Origin of the sequence: Pseudomonas sp. R3-52-08 (assembly GCF_003851745.1) — a bacterium.
Classification (GTDB): domain Bacteria; phylum Pseudomonadota; class Gammaproteobacteria; order Pseudomonadales; family Pseudomonadaceae; genus Aquipseudomonas.
In genome coordinates, this window is record NZ_CP027730.1 from 892,823 (window position 1) to 910,325 (window position 17,503).

Below are 17,503 nucleotides of genomic sequence, written 5' to 3' on the forward strand. Positions count from 1 at the left end.
AATGATATGAGACCCTTACGTTACATAACGCTACGTTTGACAGTATTCACCCCTTCCTGACCTGCCTTTTGAACATCTTTTGTTCCGCTGGTAAGGCCTTCCAATGCTTTTCCTGCGCTCACCCCTGCCCATCCCAGCGCGCCCATCCAAAACACTGGCAGGATGATGAACATCGAGCCCATCACGAAGTTTAAGATTGCGTCCTGGGTGGCAGTGTTCAAACCCATCACAGGATCAAATGATAAATGCGGAGAACCGGCTCCATATAAAGCGTCCAATATCGTGGTATCGACCCATCTAGCCAGTTGAAACCAAAAGTCCACGAATATCAGAGCGAAAAAAACAACGGACATAGTCATGGCCACTTTTAGTTGGTAAGCCCCGACGATTAGCACCAAGGGAATGCAAATCACCATCGCCATTTTCAAGAACGCCATGACCATCGGTAGCGCCTGGCGAACCATGTCCATCGCTGGAAAATAGGCCATAGATCCTAATGCAACCCCGAGAGTCCCCGCTGCCCGGGCTGCACCATTCCACACAGTTCCGTCGATTTGTCCCCCGTAGTCCGTATAAACATCCCCTTTCACCTGGTTCGACGGCGAGACCAGTTGCCGGACAAGCGAGTCAGTGACTTCGTCCGGGGACAACCACTTTGCCCAGCCGAGCATTTTGGTCATGAGGTCCGGCGACACTTGAGCCTTGATACGGTCCCGCAGTCCCACTCCGCTATCTGACCACCATTGTTTGCAAGTTGGATAGCCCCCACCTCCACCCACTTGTGGTAAACCCACATCACGAGATGCGTTATAGGGCCATGATGCCCTTGGAGTTTTGGAGTAGTCCGTGTCGTAATAACCCGAGGTGTTCAATAAATAGTGCGAACCAATCCAGCTGAGTTCCTGCGCAAAACGAGGGTCATTCCCTTGCGCTCCCAATTCGGGTTGGCGCATGAATAATCTGGCACGGGAGGGTCCATAGCAATCGTGCGTAAAGTCGCCAATTTCCTGAGCCAATAGCGGGTTGTTGATCTTGGTGTTGCTAACTTCCATGCGTACTTGCCGTAAATCAGTCCCGCAGGGAATTGCTGCTACAGCGCCATTGGTTAATCCCTTTGATAATGCATGCATTAATGCCCACCACATGGGCATCTGGGCACTCTTTCCTGCCAGTGAGCTGAATGTTGTGTTCCAGCCTGTGTCTGTGGGTTTAGGTAAGTTGTATTGACATTGCTGAGCTCTACTCTGGTCAAATGCCAAGGTATCAAAACTCACATTGACGGCTGGTACAGCGAAGAATGCGACTACGATGTAGCCAACGTAGATATTGGTTTCGATACGTGCCAGTGAGAGAACGCCTTTGTTGCCCTCATCGGCCCCCTCACCACGGACTTTCAGCCACTCTCGAATAACGATGATGCAGAAGGGGAGGGCGAATAGACCGGTATCTGAAATCATCGCCCAGATACCATTGTTGATGATCCAACCGACCAACGTCAGGTAGTACTCTAAATAGTCATTGGTGTAGAGCGTCACAGAACACCCCCTGCCTGATACAGCACCTTGCTCAGTTCAACCATCAGAAATAATAAGATCACCATTATCTCGATCTTCAACAGGCCTTTGCGCCGTTTCGAGCGTTCTGAGTTCGATAACCGTACCTTGAATTTGAACCAGGCAACGGTCAGTGCGATATAAAGCATTAGGCGCCAGGTAAAGAGCGGCCAATAGTGGTCGGTGCGCCAGGCTTGCCATTGCTCGGCGCTGTCGAACATGTTCATCAGGACAGCGCTGAGTAGGACTACGAGGGCGGCAGTCGCGAGCAAAACACCCAGAACAAGCAGAATGCTCCTCCCGGTTCGTCGAACCAGCGAACGGTTGGGAGCGGCGACAGGCTCCTGTATTTCGGTCATGGCCTTTCTCACTGTTTGTTCTGGGCGGGTGACTGCAACTGGTCCAATCGATTCGTTTCTGGGGCTCCCGGGGACACGCCACGAGAGTCTTCTGCCCGTGCTTTGCTGCGTTCAATGATGGTCAGAGGCGAGTTCTTCGCGAGCTGCTGACGCATGTCCAGTTCCATTTTGAGGTTGCCGATCTCCTGTTGCAGCGAGGAGCTCTGCTGGCCGACTGCCTGGACGGCGAGGTCATTAGCCGCGACGTTCGGTTCCCGACTGCCTGCCATCAAGGTGCGCTGTAGGGTCAGAGCTTTCTCCAACACATCGGACAACGCGACTTCGGAGGCAAGCCGGCGAGCGAGTACGTCCTGGTCGCGCTCATCCTTGAGTGCTGCTACAACGCCTCGGGTGATGGGTAACGAGTTGCTGCTCGCTGCTTCCAGGTTTTCTAGCGACAGCGTTTTGCTTCCGCTCAGCAGTTCCTGCAGGGCCTTCAGCTTGGTGTCGTACGTTTCCTGGATCAGCGGCGTGAGGCCGACGCCTGCGGCTGTCACCGTTTTAGGGCAACTGTCACAGGTCTGCTGTTGTTGTTCACCCAGGACACGATTGGCAAAGGTGGTGGCTTCCTGGGGCGATGACCAGACATTGCACACCATGCCGTTGTTGCAGTTCGCTTTACTGATGGATGCGGTGTCGCCGGCCGCGCGCTTGTTCAGAAGGTTGTAGCCCGCCTTGGTGACGTCGCCTACGATACGAATTGGCTTCTGACCGGAACCACCTGCTCTATCACCACCAACCCAAGTGACGCCATCGTTTCCACCTTTCTTTTCGACTTGTTCCACCGCCGACACTGCGTCTGTGTTGGATGTTAGCGCCTGACTCATAGCCTGACCTTCAGCAAGCTTGCCCCAGCCCATTTGGTTACCGGCGATATCCGCCATCTTTTCGCCAATGGCGCGGCAGGTGCCTTTGGAGCGGTCGAAGTCCAGGCGGGCCTGCAAAATGCCGTTGGTGATGAGGTTGTATAGCGCCGGGTTCGCACGTTGAAGAATCAGTGCCGGCAGCGAAGCCACGGCGCTGGTGGCGCTCTGTACCACCGAGCTCATGATGTTTTTGAAGCCGGAAGTGGCACCATTCAATTGGTTTTCAAGGGTTGTGCTCAGGCTCATGTTTCCGCAGATTAGATTGGTATTCCAACCGCCTCCCACAGAAATACTATCCATGTTGCCTGCGCTCCCCATGGTGACTGCGTTGCCGCCGCCAATGCTATACAGCACGTTGTCCCCAATGACGCTTCCGGAGGAGGAGACGTTGATTGGATCAGCAGAGAGCGCTATTGCACTGCTGAGGCTGCAGGCGAGCCCTATCGCCAAGGTAGTGAGTTTCATGCTTTGCTCCGATCGCTGTTTCATTGGAAGTCCGTACTGCCGAGGAAGGTCTGTCCTCGACGCTGGCAACACGAATAAGGGCGCCAGAGTGCCCAGGCGTAGCCGCCATCCTGCGCATCGATGTTCGGATCGATGGTGGGAAAGGTTGCGCAAGTCGGGTTGAGGACTGGGGTGAGCTCTTGCCACTTACCAGTGGAGGCGTCACCTTCGCGTAGCGGCCCTGCGGGCCAGTAACCGGGGTAGGGAAGGGCGAGCATCGGCAAGTAGACATGGACCTGGCCTGGGCGGGTAACCACGTCGCCGGCACGCTGCGCAATAACTGCGCCCGTTTTGTAGTCGTCAGTCTGGTTAAGGAAGCCGCTACGCGGGTAGACGTTCCCCCAGCTGCTTGCTGAGAGCAGGCTACCGACTTCGCGCATGCCCGGAATGAGTGCTTCGGGGTATACGGATTCCGGGACGCCGTATCGCCAAGCAATGGGGTCAAGGGTGCTCAGAAAGTAAGGCACAAGCGGTAAGGTTGCGCCTTTGCATACATAGCCCGAGGCGCTGGCAAACTGACTCAACGCCGCACCACCTGGATGGCCGATGACATCGGCTTCCTTAAATTTGATGATGTTGTTCTCTGCAACGTGATTGGTAGTGCCGTCGTTGCCCGCTTGGGCCATCGGATTCGGGGTGCCAAGAGGTGACATCTCTATCCAAGGGTTCATCCCGGTATTCGCATATGCAGACACCACAGCGTCCGGTACGTAGTGACGAACCTTGGTCGAGGTTTTGACTTTGCATCCGAATGGCGTGCAGAGCAGCCAATAGCAGATGCCGACCACTTTGTACTCCAGGCAGGTTGGTGACAGGGTCGAGGCAATAATCGCTGCCGAGTTGATCGCAGCCGATGCACTGAATGACAGGCTGAAAGTGATAGCCAGCGACAAAGGCCGGATCGCAAAACGTGAGCGTCTCATCGTGACAGGCTCCGTGCTCGTTCAATCAACGCGACGGCTTTAGCTGCGTCAGGCTCGCCGTACACGACGTAGCGACGATCTACGACCACGGCTGGGAGTTTTTCGACTCGCAGGCTCCAGGCGTCTATGACGCCCTGCTGGGCTTGGGCCAACTCGTTTTGCAGATGCTTCCCTGCAGGGCTGACAAGGTAGCGTTGAATGGCCGCTTCTGCCTGGCGTGGATCGGCGGGTAGTTGGTTGGAAAGTTGTTCTTCAAGGCGCTGCTGATCATCCAGGAAGATGACGCGAGCGCCAGAAGGTGCGGATACTGGATGTGCTCGGTTTGTAATGACCCACGTCTCCGCGTGGGACGCAGTTGACAAGAACAGTAGCAGTGAAAACAGCCAGCGCCGCGTTTCGCTAATGTGGGTAAGGATCTGGAGCATGGCACCGTACCTGATATGGATTCAGGTACAGAAGACCGGATGGCTGTCTTGAGCGCAGTAAGAAATAGGAATTTGGAAGCTTTGGGTATTTGAGAGCGACGAATTCGTGTGGGTTGGATTAGAGATGGCACTTGGTCGGCTCAAATTGACGACGCAGTGAGTACGCAGTTAACTGGCTATCCACACAGCAAGAGTTCAAGCCAAGTTTATGAGGCGACCCTTCTTGGCCCCATCGCCGCCGATGGTCCACAGTACGCCAGTCGGACGAGTCTCGCCACCGCCCCACGACATAACGAAAAATCACTTCTATTGAAGCTTCGGGCGACATCAACGGCAAAATGCTCGCCCTGCCGATATCGTCAGCGGGTTTGGTCGTGCTGGAGAAAACAACCTCAAGATTCGAAGGCTTTATCTTTATCCTTGGGCAGGCAGTAGTTTGTGCTGTCCTGCTTGAGATCCTTCACGATCAAATGTTGCAAACGGAGCGCCTGCTGCACAGCTTCAATGTCATCTTCGATGACGTTAAGGATAAGATAAAAACCTATCCTCCGAGACCGTATTGCTGTTAAAGACCATCCTGCCGATTGCGTTTTCGGTGCTCTACGTAGTGCCTAATTTCCGCAGCCCATGAGGCTTTTGTGACACGTTCGTAGTCTCATTTAGCTACGCCCAAACGATTCATCCGCCTGTAGCGGTCAAAGCCGCTTTTCATAATAGGAAGATATGCATTTTTATAAAAAATCTCTAGATGCTCCAGGTGGGATACGAGTTGATTTCTGATGGTCGTATGATGCATTCAGCGTGCTCTGCCAATAAAGCTAAACTTTAAATAGTTGAACTCACGAGCTCTACGAGAGGCCTTACAGATATGTAATATTCGCGGCAGCTTCCTGAAAGGCATCACTGGTTATCCTCTAGTCAGAAGTAAGTGAGCACTAGGAGAAAATCATGAAATTATTAAAAGTTGTTTTTGCCGCTTCCATCTTGACCATGTCTTCTTTGGCCATGGCTGAAGGAGGTGGTGACCGTGTTTATGGTCGAATGATGCAAGAGAACCAGAAGGCGATGGAGCAGTACGCCTTAGAAAACGGAAAGGCGACACCTGAAGTTGTTCATTATGAATACGGAATGAACCTCGATGTCCAGAAGGTAATCAGTACCACTCAAGCCAATAAAACCTGTGGCGTAGCCCCTTCGCGCATGACCTATGAAGATTCGGCGGGCAAGCTCAACACCTTGGAATACAAGGTTATGGGTACTAACTGCCCTCACGGAAGTTAATTAGCGTTAGCCCTGACTGCGCAAGGTTGTTCGGTATGTTTTGAGCCTGCTTGCTGTTCGCTGACACAGAAGTAATTTTCAGGTCACGCTGGAGTTATCTATTGTATGAAATTATGTCTGCCGGCACGTAGGAGAAATCCTCACGTGCTGGTGGCTTTTATAATTATAAAAAATATTTCATAAAGAAACTCTGCCAAGCTAAAGCCTGGAGTGTTAAATGAACAATAAAAGCATTTATGGTCTTTCTCTCATTTCCCTTGGCATGAGCATGGGGCAAGTTGCAGTAGCTGTGGAGCAAAAGCCTGAAGGGTTCATTGAGGGGAGCACCTTTAGTATTCTCAATCGGAATCTCTATCTCAATCGTGATTATCGAAAGGGTCAATCAAGCCCCACGGGCAATGGTTACTCAGCCGAATGGGCTCATGGCATCATTGGCCGATTCGAATCAGGCTTTACTCAAGGTACCGTAGGCTTCGGCATTGATGCGTTTGCAATGGAAGGCCTCAAGCTCGATTCAGGTGATGGTCGCTCGGGAGCCCGTAGCTCAGTCGATGTCTTGCCGCACAATAGCAAAGGCCAACCTGAAGACTCCTACTCAAAAGTAGGCGGGGCCGCAAAAGTGCGTTTCCTGGATACAGTCGTCAAGGTAGGCGACGTATTTCCATCGACGCCTGTCGTTGCCTATGGGGATTCCCGACTTCTCCCGGAGAGTTTCCGGGGTGCAACGTTCACTAATACCAGCATCAAAGGCCTGACCCTTCAGGGGGGCCGGCTGCATGCGATGAGCCAACCCAATTCCAGTAGCATGCGTGACGGCTTTTCAACTTTTTACGCCGGTGTAGTAGATGCTCCATGGATCGCTTATCTAGGGGGCGATTACACGGTCAATGAACACGTAGGTGTGAGTCTTTACACCAGCCAATTCAAGGATGTGTGGAACCAATACTACGCGGGCACCACATTGAGCTATCCACTCTCAGAAAGCGTATCGCTAATTGGCGGCTTTAATTACTACCGAGCGGTTGATGAGGGTGAAAAACTTCTGGGAAGCTTCGATAACAAGATCTGGAGCGGCAAGACCGGGGTCAAATTCGGAGCGCACGCCGTGACCGTTGGTTACCAGCGCAATAATGGTAACGACGACTTTGACTACCTTCGCCAGTCCGACTCAATTTTTTTGGATAACTCCATTCAGTACAGCGATTTCAACTCACCGAAAGAGCAATCCTTGCAGCTGCGCTACGATCTAGATATGCAGGCTTTCGGCATCCCCGGTCTGAGCTTCATGACCCGCTACGCTAAGGGTTGGGATGCGGACTATTCCAACGCAAACAGCGTGTACATGCGTCGCGGAGCGGACGGTGCCCCATTGCAGGACCAAAAGCGTTGGGAGCGAGACATCGAGGCTAAGTATGTCATCCAGTCAGGCTCACTGAAGGACATGTCTTTACGTGTCCGCCAAGCAACGACACGAGCTACCGATTTCGAATCTGATTTGGACGAGGTCAGACTGATTGTTGAATATCCACTGCAACTCCTTTAACGGGCATTAGCCATCGGCATCAACTGTCCGGTATCCCCGATACACCCCGTCTCCTTGTTTCTCCTTTGGTTTGGAGACGGCTTAGGCGCCCTAGTGGCGCCTTTTTTTGTGGATTGAAGAAACTGTTGGTATATCCATCCCGGCGGCGAGCGTCCCTGGGGTTGTATGGCTGATTGGAACGTGTGAACATACTCTCAATATAGGTAGGGGGGGTATGGTATGGGTCATATGAGATCAAGCAAAGACAATCTTCTTAAGCGTGTAAAGCGAATCGCTGGGCAAGTCCAGGCGATTGAGCGAGCACTCGACTCTGATGATGACTGCTCGAAAACCCTGCTTTTGGTCGCTTCTGCCCGTGGCGCTATCAATGGGCTGATGGATGAAATTATCGAAGACCACGCTCGTGAACACGTTGCGAATCCGACACTCAGCAACGAAGAAAGAGCGAAAGGCGTCGATGAGCTTCTCGAAGCCATTCGCCGCTATTCCAAATAGGATTTGCCCAGATGAGTAATTCGTACACCGACTATTCCCACGACCATATGTTCCTGGGGAAATCACATGAAGAAAACGCCAAGCGAACCTTGTGGGTAGTGGCTCTGACCGTCGTAATGATGGTTGCTGAAATCACCGCAGGTTATCTCACTGGCTCAATGGCGTTGCTTGCTGATGGATTTCACATGGCAACACACGCTGGAGCACTTGGCATAGCCGCAGCTGCTTACGGTTACGCAAAAAGACATGCCTCAAATGCTCGCTACAGTTTTGGAACTGGCAAGGTTGGAGACTTGGGTGGCTTCGCATCTGCTCTGATTTTGGGACTGGTCTCTTTGGGAATTGCCGGAGAGTCGCTATTTCGTCTCTTTCAACCGACTCAAGTGCAATTCGGGACAGCGACTCTTATCGCAATTGTCGGATTAGCAGTGAATGTGGTGAGCGCGCTTTTGCTGTCTGGCGGTCATAATCATCACCATGGGCATGACCACGGCCAAGATGAATCTCACCATGCACATGGTCATGACAATAATCTGCGCTCTGCTTATATTCACGTCATTGCAGATGCACTGACTTCGGTTCTGGCCATCGCAGCACTGCTTGCTGGTCGTTACCTTGGTTGGGTCTGGCTCGACCCTGCAATGGGGATTGTGGGTGCAGTTGTCATCGCACGCTGGGCTTGGTCGTTGATGCGGGTGACTGCGAGTGTATTGCTAGACCAGACAGATGATCATGTCGCTGAAGAGATTCGTGAACTGGTTGAGCGACAGGGAGATGCTTCGATCATAGATCTTCATGTCTGGCAGGTAGGGCCGCAAGCCCGCGCCGCTATTGTGAGTGTTCTAGGCAGCCCAGCAGTGAATGCACAAAACATACGAGAACGGCTTGCGACAGTTCATGAGATCACTCATCTGACAGTTGAGTACCGCACGAAGCCGGGCGCTGTTTCACCCGATCAGGTCGCCGTTCAGGCTTAGCAATGAGCCCGTAGTTCGCATAAGTTCGCCGAGGAATTGACCAATGGCCAAGGACATCGAGAATCCGTGTACTTCTGTCTGCCAGTTGAACAGCGAACTGTGCGTCAGCTGCGGTCGCACCAAGGAAGACATCAGAAAATGGAAACGAATGAAGCGTCCAGAAAAAATGGCCGCTGTACAACGCGCGACCCTGCGTCTGAAAAGCCTGCAAAAAAAGAACTCTCAAACCACTGTAATTTAACTTTTCTACGCTTTCAGCCGAGACAGATGTCCAGATTCGGAAAGGCAAGCTGAGTGGCAACGCCACCCGAACTTAGCACTATCGTGGTCAGATGCGCAGTGCTTGTCAGCAGACGGAGCATGGCGTCATCTCAAATTGTTATTGAGGACAGCGGTACGGGGTTATCCGATTCGGCGCAGGCGCGCCTTTACAGCTTGTTGCTGATCGTCCTTTGCGTATTGCTTGAGAATGAAATCAACATAGCATGTCCCGCTGCATGGCCATGAGCTGGGACCATGCTGTGGCCGAATGGATGAGGTGGGATTAGTTTGCGGGGTATTCAGCAATGACCTGATCTACGCCGGCTTTGGTCAGGCCGATTATTTGGTAGGTCTCATGTACTCCGTCGACTTCCATTCCTGGAGAACCTGCTGGCATTCCAGGAGCAGCGATCCCGAGAAGGTCGTCACGCTTACTCATCGCAATTATTTGCTCAACTGGCACATGACCTTCAACAAACTTCCCGTTGATCATCGCAGTGTGACAAGACGAGAGTCGTGGAGCGACACCTAGATCTTGTTTGACAGCACTCATGTTGGTTTCTACATGATCAATGACGGTGAAGCCATTGGCCTCAAGATGCTGAATCCATTTTTTGCAGCATCCGCAGTTTGCATCTCGATGCACATCGATGGTCAGGGCCTGCGCCGCTTGAGCCGTTGAGCCGATGAACAGCGCAGCGAATGTTGCAATACGCAGAAATCGACTTGAAAGTCGGAAGCTACCTGTCATGAATATTTCCTTTTCCCTTGGAGACGGCGAGATGTTCTACGAAGCAATAGAACCCCACTCAAGCGTTCATGCCGCTGCAAAGGTTACATTGAAGGATCTACTTTAGAGTCGGGGAGCCAACTCCCCGATCATTTGAATTCGTAGGGCTAGTGCTCAAATCGCTCAGAACCACATCCGAATACCAGCTACAAACCGGGCCTCGTTTGTCTTTTCCCCTTCATCGCTGGCTAGGTCAGCCGTCTTACCATATGAGCGATTCCAGCTAACACCAATGTAGGGTGCGAATTGACGAGTAATTTCGTAGCGCAACCGCAGGCCTAGTTCGGTGTTGGCCAATCCAGATCCTATGCCGCGCTGAGGATCATTTTTCCCGTACAAGTTTACTTCGGCGGTCGGCTGCAAGATCAGGCGATTGGTCAACAGGATGTCGTAATCGCCTTCAAACCGAGCTGCGGTTTGACCGTTCTCACCAATATAAGCAGTCGCTTCAGCTTCAAAGTTATAGAGGGCCATGCCCTGAATACCGAGCGCTCCCCATGTTTGAGGTGACCCAGGTTTGAAGTCTTGTCGAATGCCGGTGACGACATCCCACCAAGGACCGATGGCGTGTCCCCACAGAGCCTGAAGTTCAGCGTTCTCGGTTACGCCATTGGTACGTTCGCCTTCCGAACGCAACCATAGGCGATCGACGTCACCGCCGATCCACCCTTTTGCATCCCAAGCCAGCGCACTACCGTTGTCAGCGTCTTGGTACTCAAATTTATCCAGGAGGATGAACGAGTTAATTTTTTTATCGTGCACACCATGGCCTGGTAAGTCTGGAAAAGCGGCGGCCCGGTCAGCGTCGGTAAGTACGGGGATTGGGGTTCGGCTTGTGGTAGTCGCCCCTCCATCCATGCTTTCCATACCGTCCATTTGCCCGTTATCGCTGTGATCCATAGCCCCCATCTTGCTATGGTCCATGGCTCCCATTGAGCCGTGGTCCATCTTGGAGTGATCCATCGCGGCATCTTTCGGTTTGGCGGGTTTGGATTTTTGTGCAGTTGAAGACTTTGCGTCCGCACTTGATGGCATCGCCATCGACGGATCCATCTCTTCAGCGGCTTGAGCCATGAAAAAGAATGCTGGACCGGTAGAGACTGCAAGTGCCATCAGCGTTGGGCGTAAAAACTTACTGGTCATGATCTCAATCTGCCTTTTTGGTTTTTTGGTCATGATCCATCGACTCATGGCTCATCTGGCTATGGTCCATCGCCCCGTGATCTAGCTTCGAATCGTTTGCCGTTGCTGGCTTGTCCGTTGCTGTAACAGGAACAGTGGTTGAATGGTCGCTGCCATTTTCCTCTGCCAGCACCGTGGACGAGAGTCCACCCAGCAGGACAGCGGCAAAGAGGCAACCCACGAGGGAATTACGATTTCGGTATGTGCTCACAGATCGTCTCCTTTACTCATCAACCCGTACTTCACGGAACATGCCCATTTCCATATGGAAAAGCAGGTGACAGTGATATGCCCAACGGCCTAAGGCATCAGCGGTGACTCGATAGCTGCGTTTGGTACCTGGTGGCATATCGATCGTGTGCTTGCGCACCATGAACTTGCCGTTCTCGTCCTCAAGGTCACTCCACATGCCGTGAAGGTGGATGGGGTGTGTCATCATGGTGTCGTTCACCAAGGTGATGCGCAGACGCTCGCCATACTTCAGGCGCAGCGGTTCGGCGTCAGAGAATTTGATGCCGTTGAACGACCACGAAAACTTCTCCATGTGACCGGTCAAATGAAGCTCGATGGTACGATTTGGCTCGCGGCCGTCAGGGTCTTGGAAAGTGCTTTTCAAGTCGGAGTAAGTGAGCACTCGACGACCATTGTTCCGCAAGCCTATGCCCGGATCACTTAGCTTTGGCGTTGGATTCATGGCTTGCATATCAACCAGGGGATTGTTGGTTTCAGAGGCAGGGTGTGTCTGCATTTCTCCACCCATACCACCCATGCCAGCCATCCCTGACATATCACCATTGCCCATCCCAGCCATCTTGCTGTGATCCATGCCCGCCATGTTAGTCATGTCACCGCTGTCCATGCCGGTCATCCCGGTCATGTCACTTTGGTCCATACCGGTCATCTTGCTGTGGTCCATGCCCGCCATGCCCGCCATGCCGGACATGTCACCTGGTGTCTTCTCTGCGCCGCCCATACCAGCCATGCTGCCATGGTCCATACCAGCCATACCGCCCATCCCCATGTCATCCATAGTGACGATTGGACGTGGATCTATAGCAGGTACCTGAGCAACTAGCCCTTCACGAAGAGCGAGGGTTCCGCGTGCATAACCCGTCCGATCCATAGACTGGGCGAAGATGGTGTAAGCCTCTTCACTGGCAGGCTCTACGATCACGTCATACGTTTCAGCTACGGCGATGCGGAATTCGTCAACACTCACTGGGTTGACGTGTTGGCCGTCGGCGGCCACAACGGTCATTTTCAAACCAGGAATGCGGACGTCGAAATAGCTCATCGCCGAGCCGTTGATAAAGCGTAGTCGTAGCTTCTCACCCGGCTTGAAAATACCGGTCCAGTTACCGTTTGGCGCCTGGCCATTCATGAGATAGGTGTAAGTATCTGCGCTGACGTCTCCAAGGTCGGTTGGGCTCATGTTCATTTCAGCCCACATCTTCCTGTCAGCTACTGTAGCTGACCAACCTTGCTTACTGACATCGTCGATAAAATCACCAACGGTGCGTTTATGGTGGTTGTAGTAGCCCGACTGTTTCTTAAGCTTGGCCATGACGCGACTAGGATCTTCATCGGTCCAATCAGTCAACATCACCACATAGTCGCGGTTGTATTGAAAAGGTTCAGGCTCTTTCGAGTCGATAACGATTGGCCCGTAAACCCCTGCCTGCTCCTGTAAGCCCGAGTGGCTGTGGTACCAGTACGTACCATTCTGATGAACCTTGAACTTGTACTCGTACATGCCGTCGGGTGCGATGCCATGGAAACTCAAGCCAGGTACACCGTCCATATTGGCCGGCAGAATGATCCCGTGCCAATGGATTGAGGTGTCTTGGTCCAGGCGGTTTTTTACACGCAGGGTGACTGTCTCTCCTTCGCGCCAACGCAGCAAAGGTCCTGGCAATGATCCATTGATGGTCATGGCTGTTCGCGGCGAGCCGGTAATGTTTACAGGTGTTTCACCAATAAACAGATCAAATTCATTGCCGGTGAGTACGCTCGGCAGACCTGGACTTGTCACCGCCCATACTGGAGTGCGCCAAAGGCCAAAGCCGCCGAGAATGCCACCAGCGGCCAAGCCTTTTACGAATGTCCGTCTAGAGGTTTTGGAATGCATGCCGTTTATTTCCAATCAGTCAAAAGGGAAGCCGTGCGAAACAACCGATCATGAGTTGCCCGGATCAGCTTTGCCCACCGTCACAAAAGACAAACTCTTACGGCAAGCGAGCTCAGAAATTGCCACATTTAAACCACCGCAGTGATTACATTTCTGTCAGCTTGGAGGGCTAGCTATTTAGCAATTCTTGTGATCCATCGCCTTGGCTTTGCTTTCAGCGACGGGATGTTGGGCATTTTGCGTTTGAGCTACTCGGTACGATTCCATCGAATTATTCCTGGCCACTTCCATGCGTGCGAAAGTCCGGTCACCACCCCCTTCAGCCATAGCCAAAGAAGAGACGGTCAGAGCCGCGATGACGAACAAGGTTTTGATAGGGTTCATTTGGGGGGCCTCGGATGATTATTGGTGACCCCTGAATCCACATCAGTCGTTGACTCTAGGGGGTGAGCTTGAGGCTCAATAGGACTATAAGACTCATCCCCTGTCAGGAAGCTTAGGCCAATATTACAGTTGTGTCAGGTTGCGATATTTCTCTTGAGATGCAGAGTGATTAGTCCGTAAGGTCTAAGCTATCCAACGACACATAACCTCCATCCACCATCTAAAATTTACCTGTGCGGCGTTGTAAGTTTCCGGTCACTGCACGATGGCGTGGCGTTTTTTGAGTTTTTCGCTGAAATCATACATCGGCTCGGACGCACTACGTTAAGCACTTGAGTGTTCGATAGGTGGGAATTAAATGGCAGCGTAACTAAAGGTGGCCACCGGTGAGTATTAATTTTGACAAAGCGCTTGGCTCCGCAGAAAGAGCATTACGTTTTCGCAGCCAACGAGCTGAGGTACTTAGCAATAATATCGCTAATGCCGACACTCCTAACTTTAAGGCCAGGGACTTGGACTTTTCTGCTGTACTGGCTAGCCAAACAAAAGGAGGTTTGGCTACTCCGTTCTCTTTAAAAACAACAAACCCAAAACATATTGCCGTAAACGAATTAGTAAGTGATATTCACGGCGGTGCTTTGCTTTACAGTACGCCGAACCAACCTTCCATTGATCAAAATACTGTGGATCAACAGGTCGAGGTCGCAAAGTATACGGAAAATGAAATTCATTTCGAAACCGCCTTTACTAGATTAAATGGAGCATTTAAGGGGCTACTTAAAGCTCTGCGAGGTGAATAATAAACTTTACCCAGCGAGGGAATCAGCGCCTCAGGCGCTGATTTGGGAAGGGAAACCGAGTGCTTCGACAGTTTTACGGACTTGCTCTGGGTTTTCACTGCTTTCAACGCTTACCTTACCTGCTGCGCGATCCACGGAAATCATAGCCTCGCTGTCCAGTGACTGAATTGCTTTGGTGATTTTGCTGACGCAGCTACCGCAACCAATGCCTGATACGTTTAAGACGAACATGGTTATTCCTCTTGTGCTGAGCAGTCTATTTTCACCGCAACAACAAGATCAACGTTGACACCACGGTAAGGTCAAGAGTTATGTATAGCGGGCTGTGAGCATCGGTTACGCTCATTCAATTCGGGTATTCCTCAGCCTCAAAGCATTGAAAACTACAGACGCAGAACTGACGCTCATGGCTAACGCAGCAATCATTGGAGACAGAAGGTGCCCCGTCAGTGGATAGAGCAGGCCTGCGGCGAGGGGAATACCCATTGAGTTGTAAAGGAAGGCGAACCCCAAGTTTTGCCGCATGTTTTTTACCGTTGCAACCGAAAGTGCCCGTGCCCGTAAAATCCCCATCAGGTCGCCTTTTACCAGCGTGAGCTGCGCGCTATTCATCGCGACGTCAGTCCCTGTACCCATGGCAATGCCCACATCTGCTCGCGCCAAGGCCGGTGCGTCGTTGATACCGTCGCCGGCCATGGCAACCTTTCGACCGGATTGCTGGAGGTCCGCCACCAGGCGCTCCTTGTCCTGAGGTTTCACTTCACCATGAACCTCTTCAATACCCATCTCCTTGGCGACAGCACGTGCGGTGGTGAGCCCGTCTCCCGTGGCCATGATGATTTTTACGTTATCAGCCTTAAGCTTGGTGACTGCTTCTTTAGAGGTCGGTTTTATCGGGTCTGAGACCGCTAGTAATCCTGCCAAGACCCCGTCAACTGCTAGATAGATGATGCTGATGCCTTCAAGGCGCAACAACTCTGCACGTTCTTGTAAGACCTTTGTGCTCACGCCGGCAGCTTCCATCAGTGCAGTGTTGCCCAGCTGTACTTTCTTGCCATCAACGAGACCACTCACCCCAATCCCTGAGCCGGACTCAAACGATTCAGGCTTGGTGAGCGCAATATTTTCAGTTCGGGCGTGATCGACGATGGCGTGTGCCAAAGGATGTTCGCTGCCTTGATCAAGGCTAGCGGCCAGTTGAAGCACATCGCGTGGGTTGAAATCTGGTGTGGCCTCCACACTGTGAAATACCGGCCGTCCCTCTGTCAGGGTTCCCGTTTTATCGACAATCAGTGTGTCGATCTTGCAAAGGTTTTCGATGGCACTGGCATCTCTGAACAGCACACCCATACTGGCGGCTTTACCCGTCGAAACCATGATCGACATGGGCGTTGCCAGACCCAGAGCACAGGGACAAGCGATGATAAGCACGGCGACAGCGTTGATCAGGCCGAAGACCCAGCTGGGTTCCGGGCCGAACAGTCCCCAACCTATGAGGGTCAGCAACGCAATCGCGATAACCGCCATCACAAAGTAGCCGGCGATCGAGTCGGCCATTCGTTGCATGGGCGCTTTGGAGCGTTGGGCTAGTGCGACCATTTGTACTATCTGCGACAGCATGGTGTCAGCGCCGACCTTTCGCGCCTCCATCACCAAGCTTCCATGAGTATTAAGCGTGGCACCGATCAGACTATCCCCTGCTCTTTTCATGACCGGCACAGGTTCACCAGTGAGCATGGATTCATCCACCGCACTTTCTCCCTCGAGTACAGAGCCATCAACTGGCACTTTTTCACCAGGTCTGACCCGCAAATGGTCTCCCAAGTGAACATGGGTAAGAGGAATGTCTTCCTCCTGACCATCGGCGTTGATCCTGCGTGCAGTCTTGGGAGATAGGCCAAGAAGGGACTTAATGGCGGCGGAGGTTTGTGACCGTGCTTTGAGCTCAAGAATCTGCCCAAGCAAGGTGAGCGAGATGATGACCGCAGCGGCTTCGAAGTAGACGCCGATGCGTCCATCTTGCATGAAGGTGGTGGGAAAACTTTGGGGAAATAGGGTTGCCGCGACGCTGTAAAGATAGGCTGCGGCAGTACCTAAACCAATCAGAGTCCACATGTTTGGACTGCGATTTCTAACGGATGCTATGCCTCTTACAAAAAAGGGCCAACCTGCCCATAAGGTGACCGGAGTGGCAAGAGCGAACTCGATCCAGTTTTGAACCGAACCATGGAAGATTTGTAATGAGTGACCCGCCATGGCTAGAAGGGCCACCATTACGGTTAAAGGCAGCGACCACCAAAAGCGGCGGGTGAAATCCAGGAGCTCGGGTTTGTCATCGTCATCAAGCGCGGGCATGACGGGCTCTAATGTCATGCCACATTTAGGGCAATTGCCGGGCCCTGGCTGTCTTATTTCCGGGTGCATAGGACAGGTAAACTCAGTGGCTACCTGTAGCGTGGGCTCTATAGCGGCGCTGCTGGGTTCAGCGCTGGGATGATTACCAATGTAGCGTTCTGGATCTGCCCGAAATTTCTCTTGGCATTTCTGGCTACAAAATTGATACGTCTGTCCTTGGTAAGACTCGCCAAATTTACTTGGAGGTATAACCGCCATACCGCACACCGGGTCGCGTAGACCACCGTCATTGGGTGAGGCAGCGTGGGCGGGACCGTGATCGTGGTGGCTCGGTGGAGTGGGCATAGCTATTTCTCTTCCTTGTTGGTTCCTGCCTGATCGCCATGGTCATGTCCGCCATGTCCATGTCCAAAAAAATGCATCAATGGACAGATCAACAGGATGAGGTAGGGCAAATACGGATAAACGTGGGTGAAATGTTCCCGCACCCCGTAAAAGGCACCGATCGCAATGAGCATGATCAGTACAACGCCTGTTTTGCGCCTCCAAAATGGTGGGGAGGTGCTTCCAGCCGGATGCTGATGCTTATCCATGATCTAGACCCCGTGTGTGAGCGTGTTGCTCTGATCTCTGCCTCA

At 52.4% G+C, this 17,503-nt stretch carries 19 protein-coding genes; 6 read left to right on the forward strand and 13 right to left on the reverse strand.

Annotated features, from left to right (window positions below; all coding sequences use genetic code 11):
- Positions 1–20 precede the first annotated feature (20 nt).
- The 5 genes from C4J91_RS03920 to C4J91_RS03940 are packed head-to-tail and all read right to left on the reverse strand — an operon-like array spanning position 21 to position 4,669.
- Positions 21–1,535 carry a conjugal transfer protein TraG N-terminal domain-containing protein gene (locus tag C4J91_RS03920; protein WP_008432856.1) on the reverse strand — a complete coding sequence of 505 codons (1,515 nt, stop codon included), beginning with the start codon at positions 1,533–1,535 and terminating at the stop codon, positions 21–23.
- Complete coding sequence (locus C4J91_RS03925; RefSeq protein WP_008432858.1) at positions 1,532–1,912, reverse strand: hypothetical protein; 381 nt, start codon at positions 1,910–1,912, stop codon at positions 1,532–1,534. Before C4J91_RS03925 ends, C4J91_RS03920 begins: the two co-directional genes overlap by 4 nt.
- 8 nt (positions 1,913–1,920) lie before the next feature.
- On the reverse strand, positions 1,921–3,282 hold the full coding sequence (locus C4J91_RS03930) for an integrating conjugative element protein (RefSeq protein WP_024073345.1): 1,362 nt from the start codon (positions 3,280–3,282) through the stop codon (positions 1,921–1,923).
- A gap of 20 nt (positions 3,283–3,302) precedes the next feature.
- The gene (locus tag C4J91_RS03935; protein ID WP_008432863.1) at positions 3,303–4,244 is read right to left on the reverse strand and encodes a TIGR03756 family integrating conjugative element protein; all 942 of its coding nucleotides are present in this window, start codon (positions 4,242–4,244) and stop codon (positions 3,303–3,305) included.
- A complete protein-coding gene (locus tag C4J91_RS03940; RefSeq protein ID WP_008432865.1) occupies positions 4,241–4,669 on the reverse strand; it encodes a TIGR03757 family integrating conjugative element protein in 429 nt (142 codons plus the stop codon). Before C4J91_RS03940 ends, C4J91_RS03935 begins: the two co-directional genes overlap by 4 nt.
- A gap of 948 nt (positions 4,670–5,617) precedes the next feature.
- On the opposite strand from C4J91_RS03940, the gene C4J91_RS03950 reads away from it, so the two are divergent.
- The 5 genes from C4J91_RS03950 (at position 5,618) to C4J91_RS03970 (ending at position 9,206) form a co-directional block, all read left to right on the forward strand.
- On the forward strand, positions 5,618–5,950 hold the full coding sequence (locus C4J91_RS03950) for a DUF2790 domain-containing protein (RefSeq protein WP_008432869.1): 333 nt from the start codon (positions 5,618–5,620) through the stop codon (positions 5,948–5,950).
- A gap of 217 nt (positions 5,951–6,167) precedes the next feature.
- A complete protein-coding gene (locus C4J91_RS03955; protein WP_008432871.1) occupies positions 6,168–7,493 on the forward strand; it encodes an OprD family porin in 1,326 nt (441 codons plus the stop codon).
- Positions 7,494–7,712: 219 nt separating this feature from the next.
- On the forward strand, positions 7,713–7,988 hold the full coding sequence (locus C4J91_RS03960; protein WP_024073346.1) for a metal/formaldehyde-sensitive transcriptional repressor: 276 nt from the start codon (positions 7,713–7,715) through the stop codon (positions 7,986–7,988).
- A gap of 11 nt (positions 7,989–7,999) precedes the next feature.
- The gene (gene dmeF, locus C4J91_RS03965; RefSeq protein ID WP_008437453.1) at positions 8,000–8,965 is read left to right on the forward strand and encodes a CDF family Co(II)/Ni(II) efflux transporter DmeF; all 966 of its coding nucleotides are present in this window, start codon (positions 8,000–8,002) and stop codon (positions 8,963–8,965) included.
- Between the two features lie 43 nt (positions 8,966–9,008).
- Complete coding sequence (locus C4J91_RS03970) at positions 9,009–9,206, forward strand: DUF1289 domain-containing protein (protein ID WP_008437450.1); 198 nt, start codon at positions 9,009–9,011, stop codon at positions 9,204–9,206.
- A 303-nt stretch (positions 9,207–9,509) separates the two neighbouring features.
- Here C4J91_RS03970 and C4J91_RS03975 read toward each other — a convergent pair whose 3' ends face one another.
- The 5 genes from C4J91_RS03975 to C4J91_RS03995 all read right to left on the reverse strand — a co-directional run bounded on the left by C4J91_RS03975 (position 9,510) and on the right by C4J91_RS03995 (position 13,710).
- Positions 9,510–9,977 carry a DUF411 domain-containing protein gene (locus C4J91_RS03975; RefSeq protein WP_008437448.1) on the reverse strand — a complete coding sequence of 156 codons (468 nt, stop codon included), beginning with the start codon at positions 9,975–9,977 and terminating at the stop codon, positions 9,510–9,512.
- A gap of 162 nt (positions 9,978–10,139) precedes the next feature.
- Positions 10,140–11,192, reverse strand: coding sequence for a copper resistance protein B (locus C4J91_RS03980; protein ID WP_008437443.1), 1,053 nt, complete (start codon positions 11,190–11,192; stop codon positions 10,140–10,142).
- A complete protein-coding gene (locus C4J91_RS03985; protein WP_024073347.1) occupies positions 11,164–11,409 on the reverse strand; it encodes a hypothetical protein in 246 nt (81 codons plus the stop codon). The genes C4J91_RS03980 and C4J91_RS03985 overlap by 29 nt, the downstream gene beginning before the upstream one ends.
- Before the next feature lie 12 nt (positions 11,410–11,421).
- A complete protein-coding gene (locus tag C4J91_RS03990) occupies positions 11,422–13,326 on the reverse strand; it encodes a copper resistance system multicopper oxidase (protein ID WP_008437439.1) in 1,905 nt (634 codons plus the stop codon).
- Positions 13,327–13,503: 177 nt separating this feature from the next.
- Positions 13,504–13,710: a co-regulatory protein PtrA N-terminal domain-containing protein gene (locus tag C4J91_RS03995; protein ID WP_019821302.1), complete on the reverse strand. Its 207-nt coding sequence runs from the start codon at positions 13,708–13,710 to the stop codon at positions 13,504–13,506.
- 386 nt (positions 13,711–14,096) lie between these two features.
- On the opposite strand from C4J91_RS03995, the gene flgB reads away from it, so the two are divergent.
- A complete protein-coding gene (flgB, locus tag C4J91_RS04000; protein WP_008437437.1) occupies positions 14,097–14,510 on the forward strand; it encodes a flagellar basal body rod protein FlgB in 414 nt (137 codons plus the stop codon).
- Between the two features lie 30 nt (positions 14,511–14,540).
- Here the strand turns inward: flgB and C4J91_RS04005 are convergent, their stop codons facing one another.
- The 3 genes from C4J91_RS04005 to C4J91_RS04015 all read right to left on the reverse strand — a co-directional run bounded on the left by C4J91_RS04005 (position 14,541) and on the right by C4J91_RS04015 (position 17,458).
- On the reverse strand, positions 14,541–14,741 hold the full coding sequence (locus C4J91_RS04005; protein WP_008437435.1) for a heavy-metal-associated domain-containing protein: 201 nt from the start codon (positions 14,739–14,741) through the stop codon (positions 14,541–14,543).
- Between the two features lie 111 nt (positions 14,742–14,852).
- Positions 14,853–17,210 carry a heavy metal translocating P-type ATPase gene (locus C4J91_RS04010; protein WP_024073349.1) on the reverse strand — a complete coding sequence of 786 codons (2,358 nt, stop codon included), beginning with the start codon at positions 17,208–17,210 and terminating at the stop codon, positions 14,853–14,855.
- 2 nt (positions 17,211–17,212) lie between these two features.
- A complete protein-coding gene (locus C4J91_RS04015) occupies positions 17,213–17,458 on the reverse strand; it encodes a DUF2933 domain-containing protein (RefSeq protein WP_032899631.1) in 246 nt (81 codons plus the stop codon).
- Between the last annotated feature and the right edge of the window lie 45 nt (positions 17,459–17,503).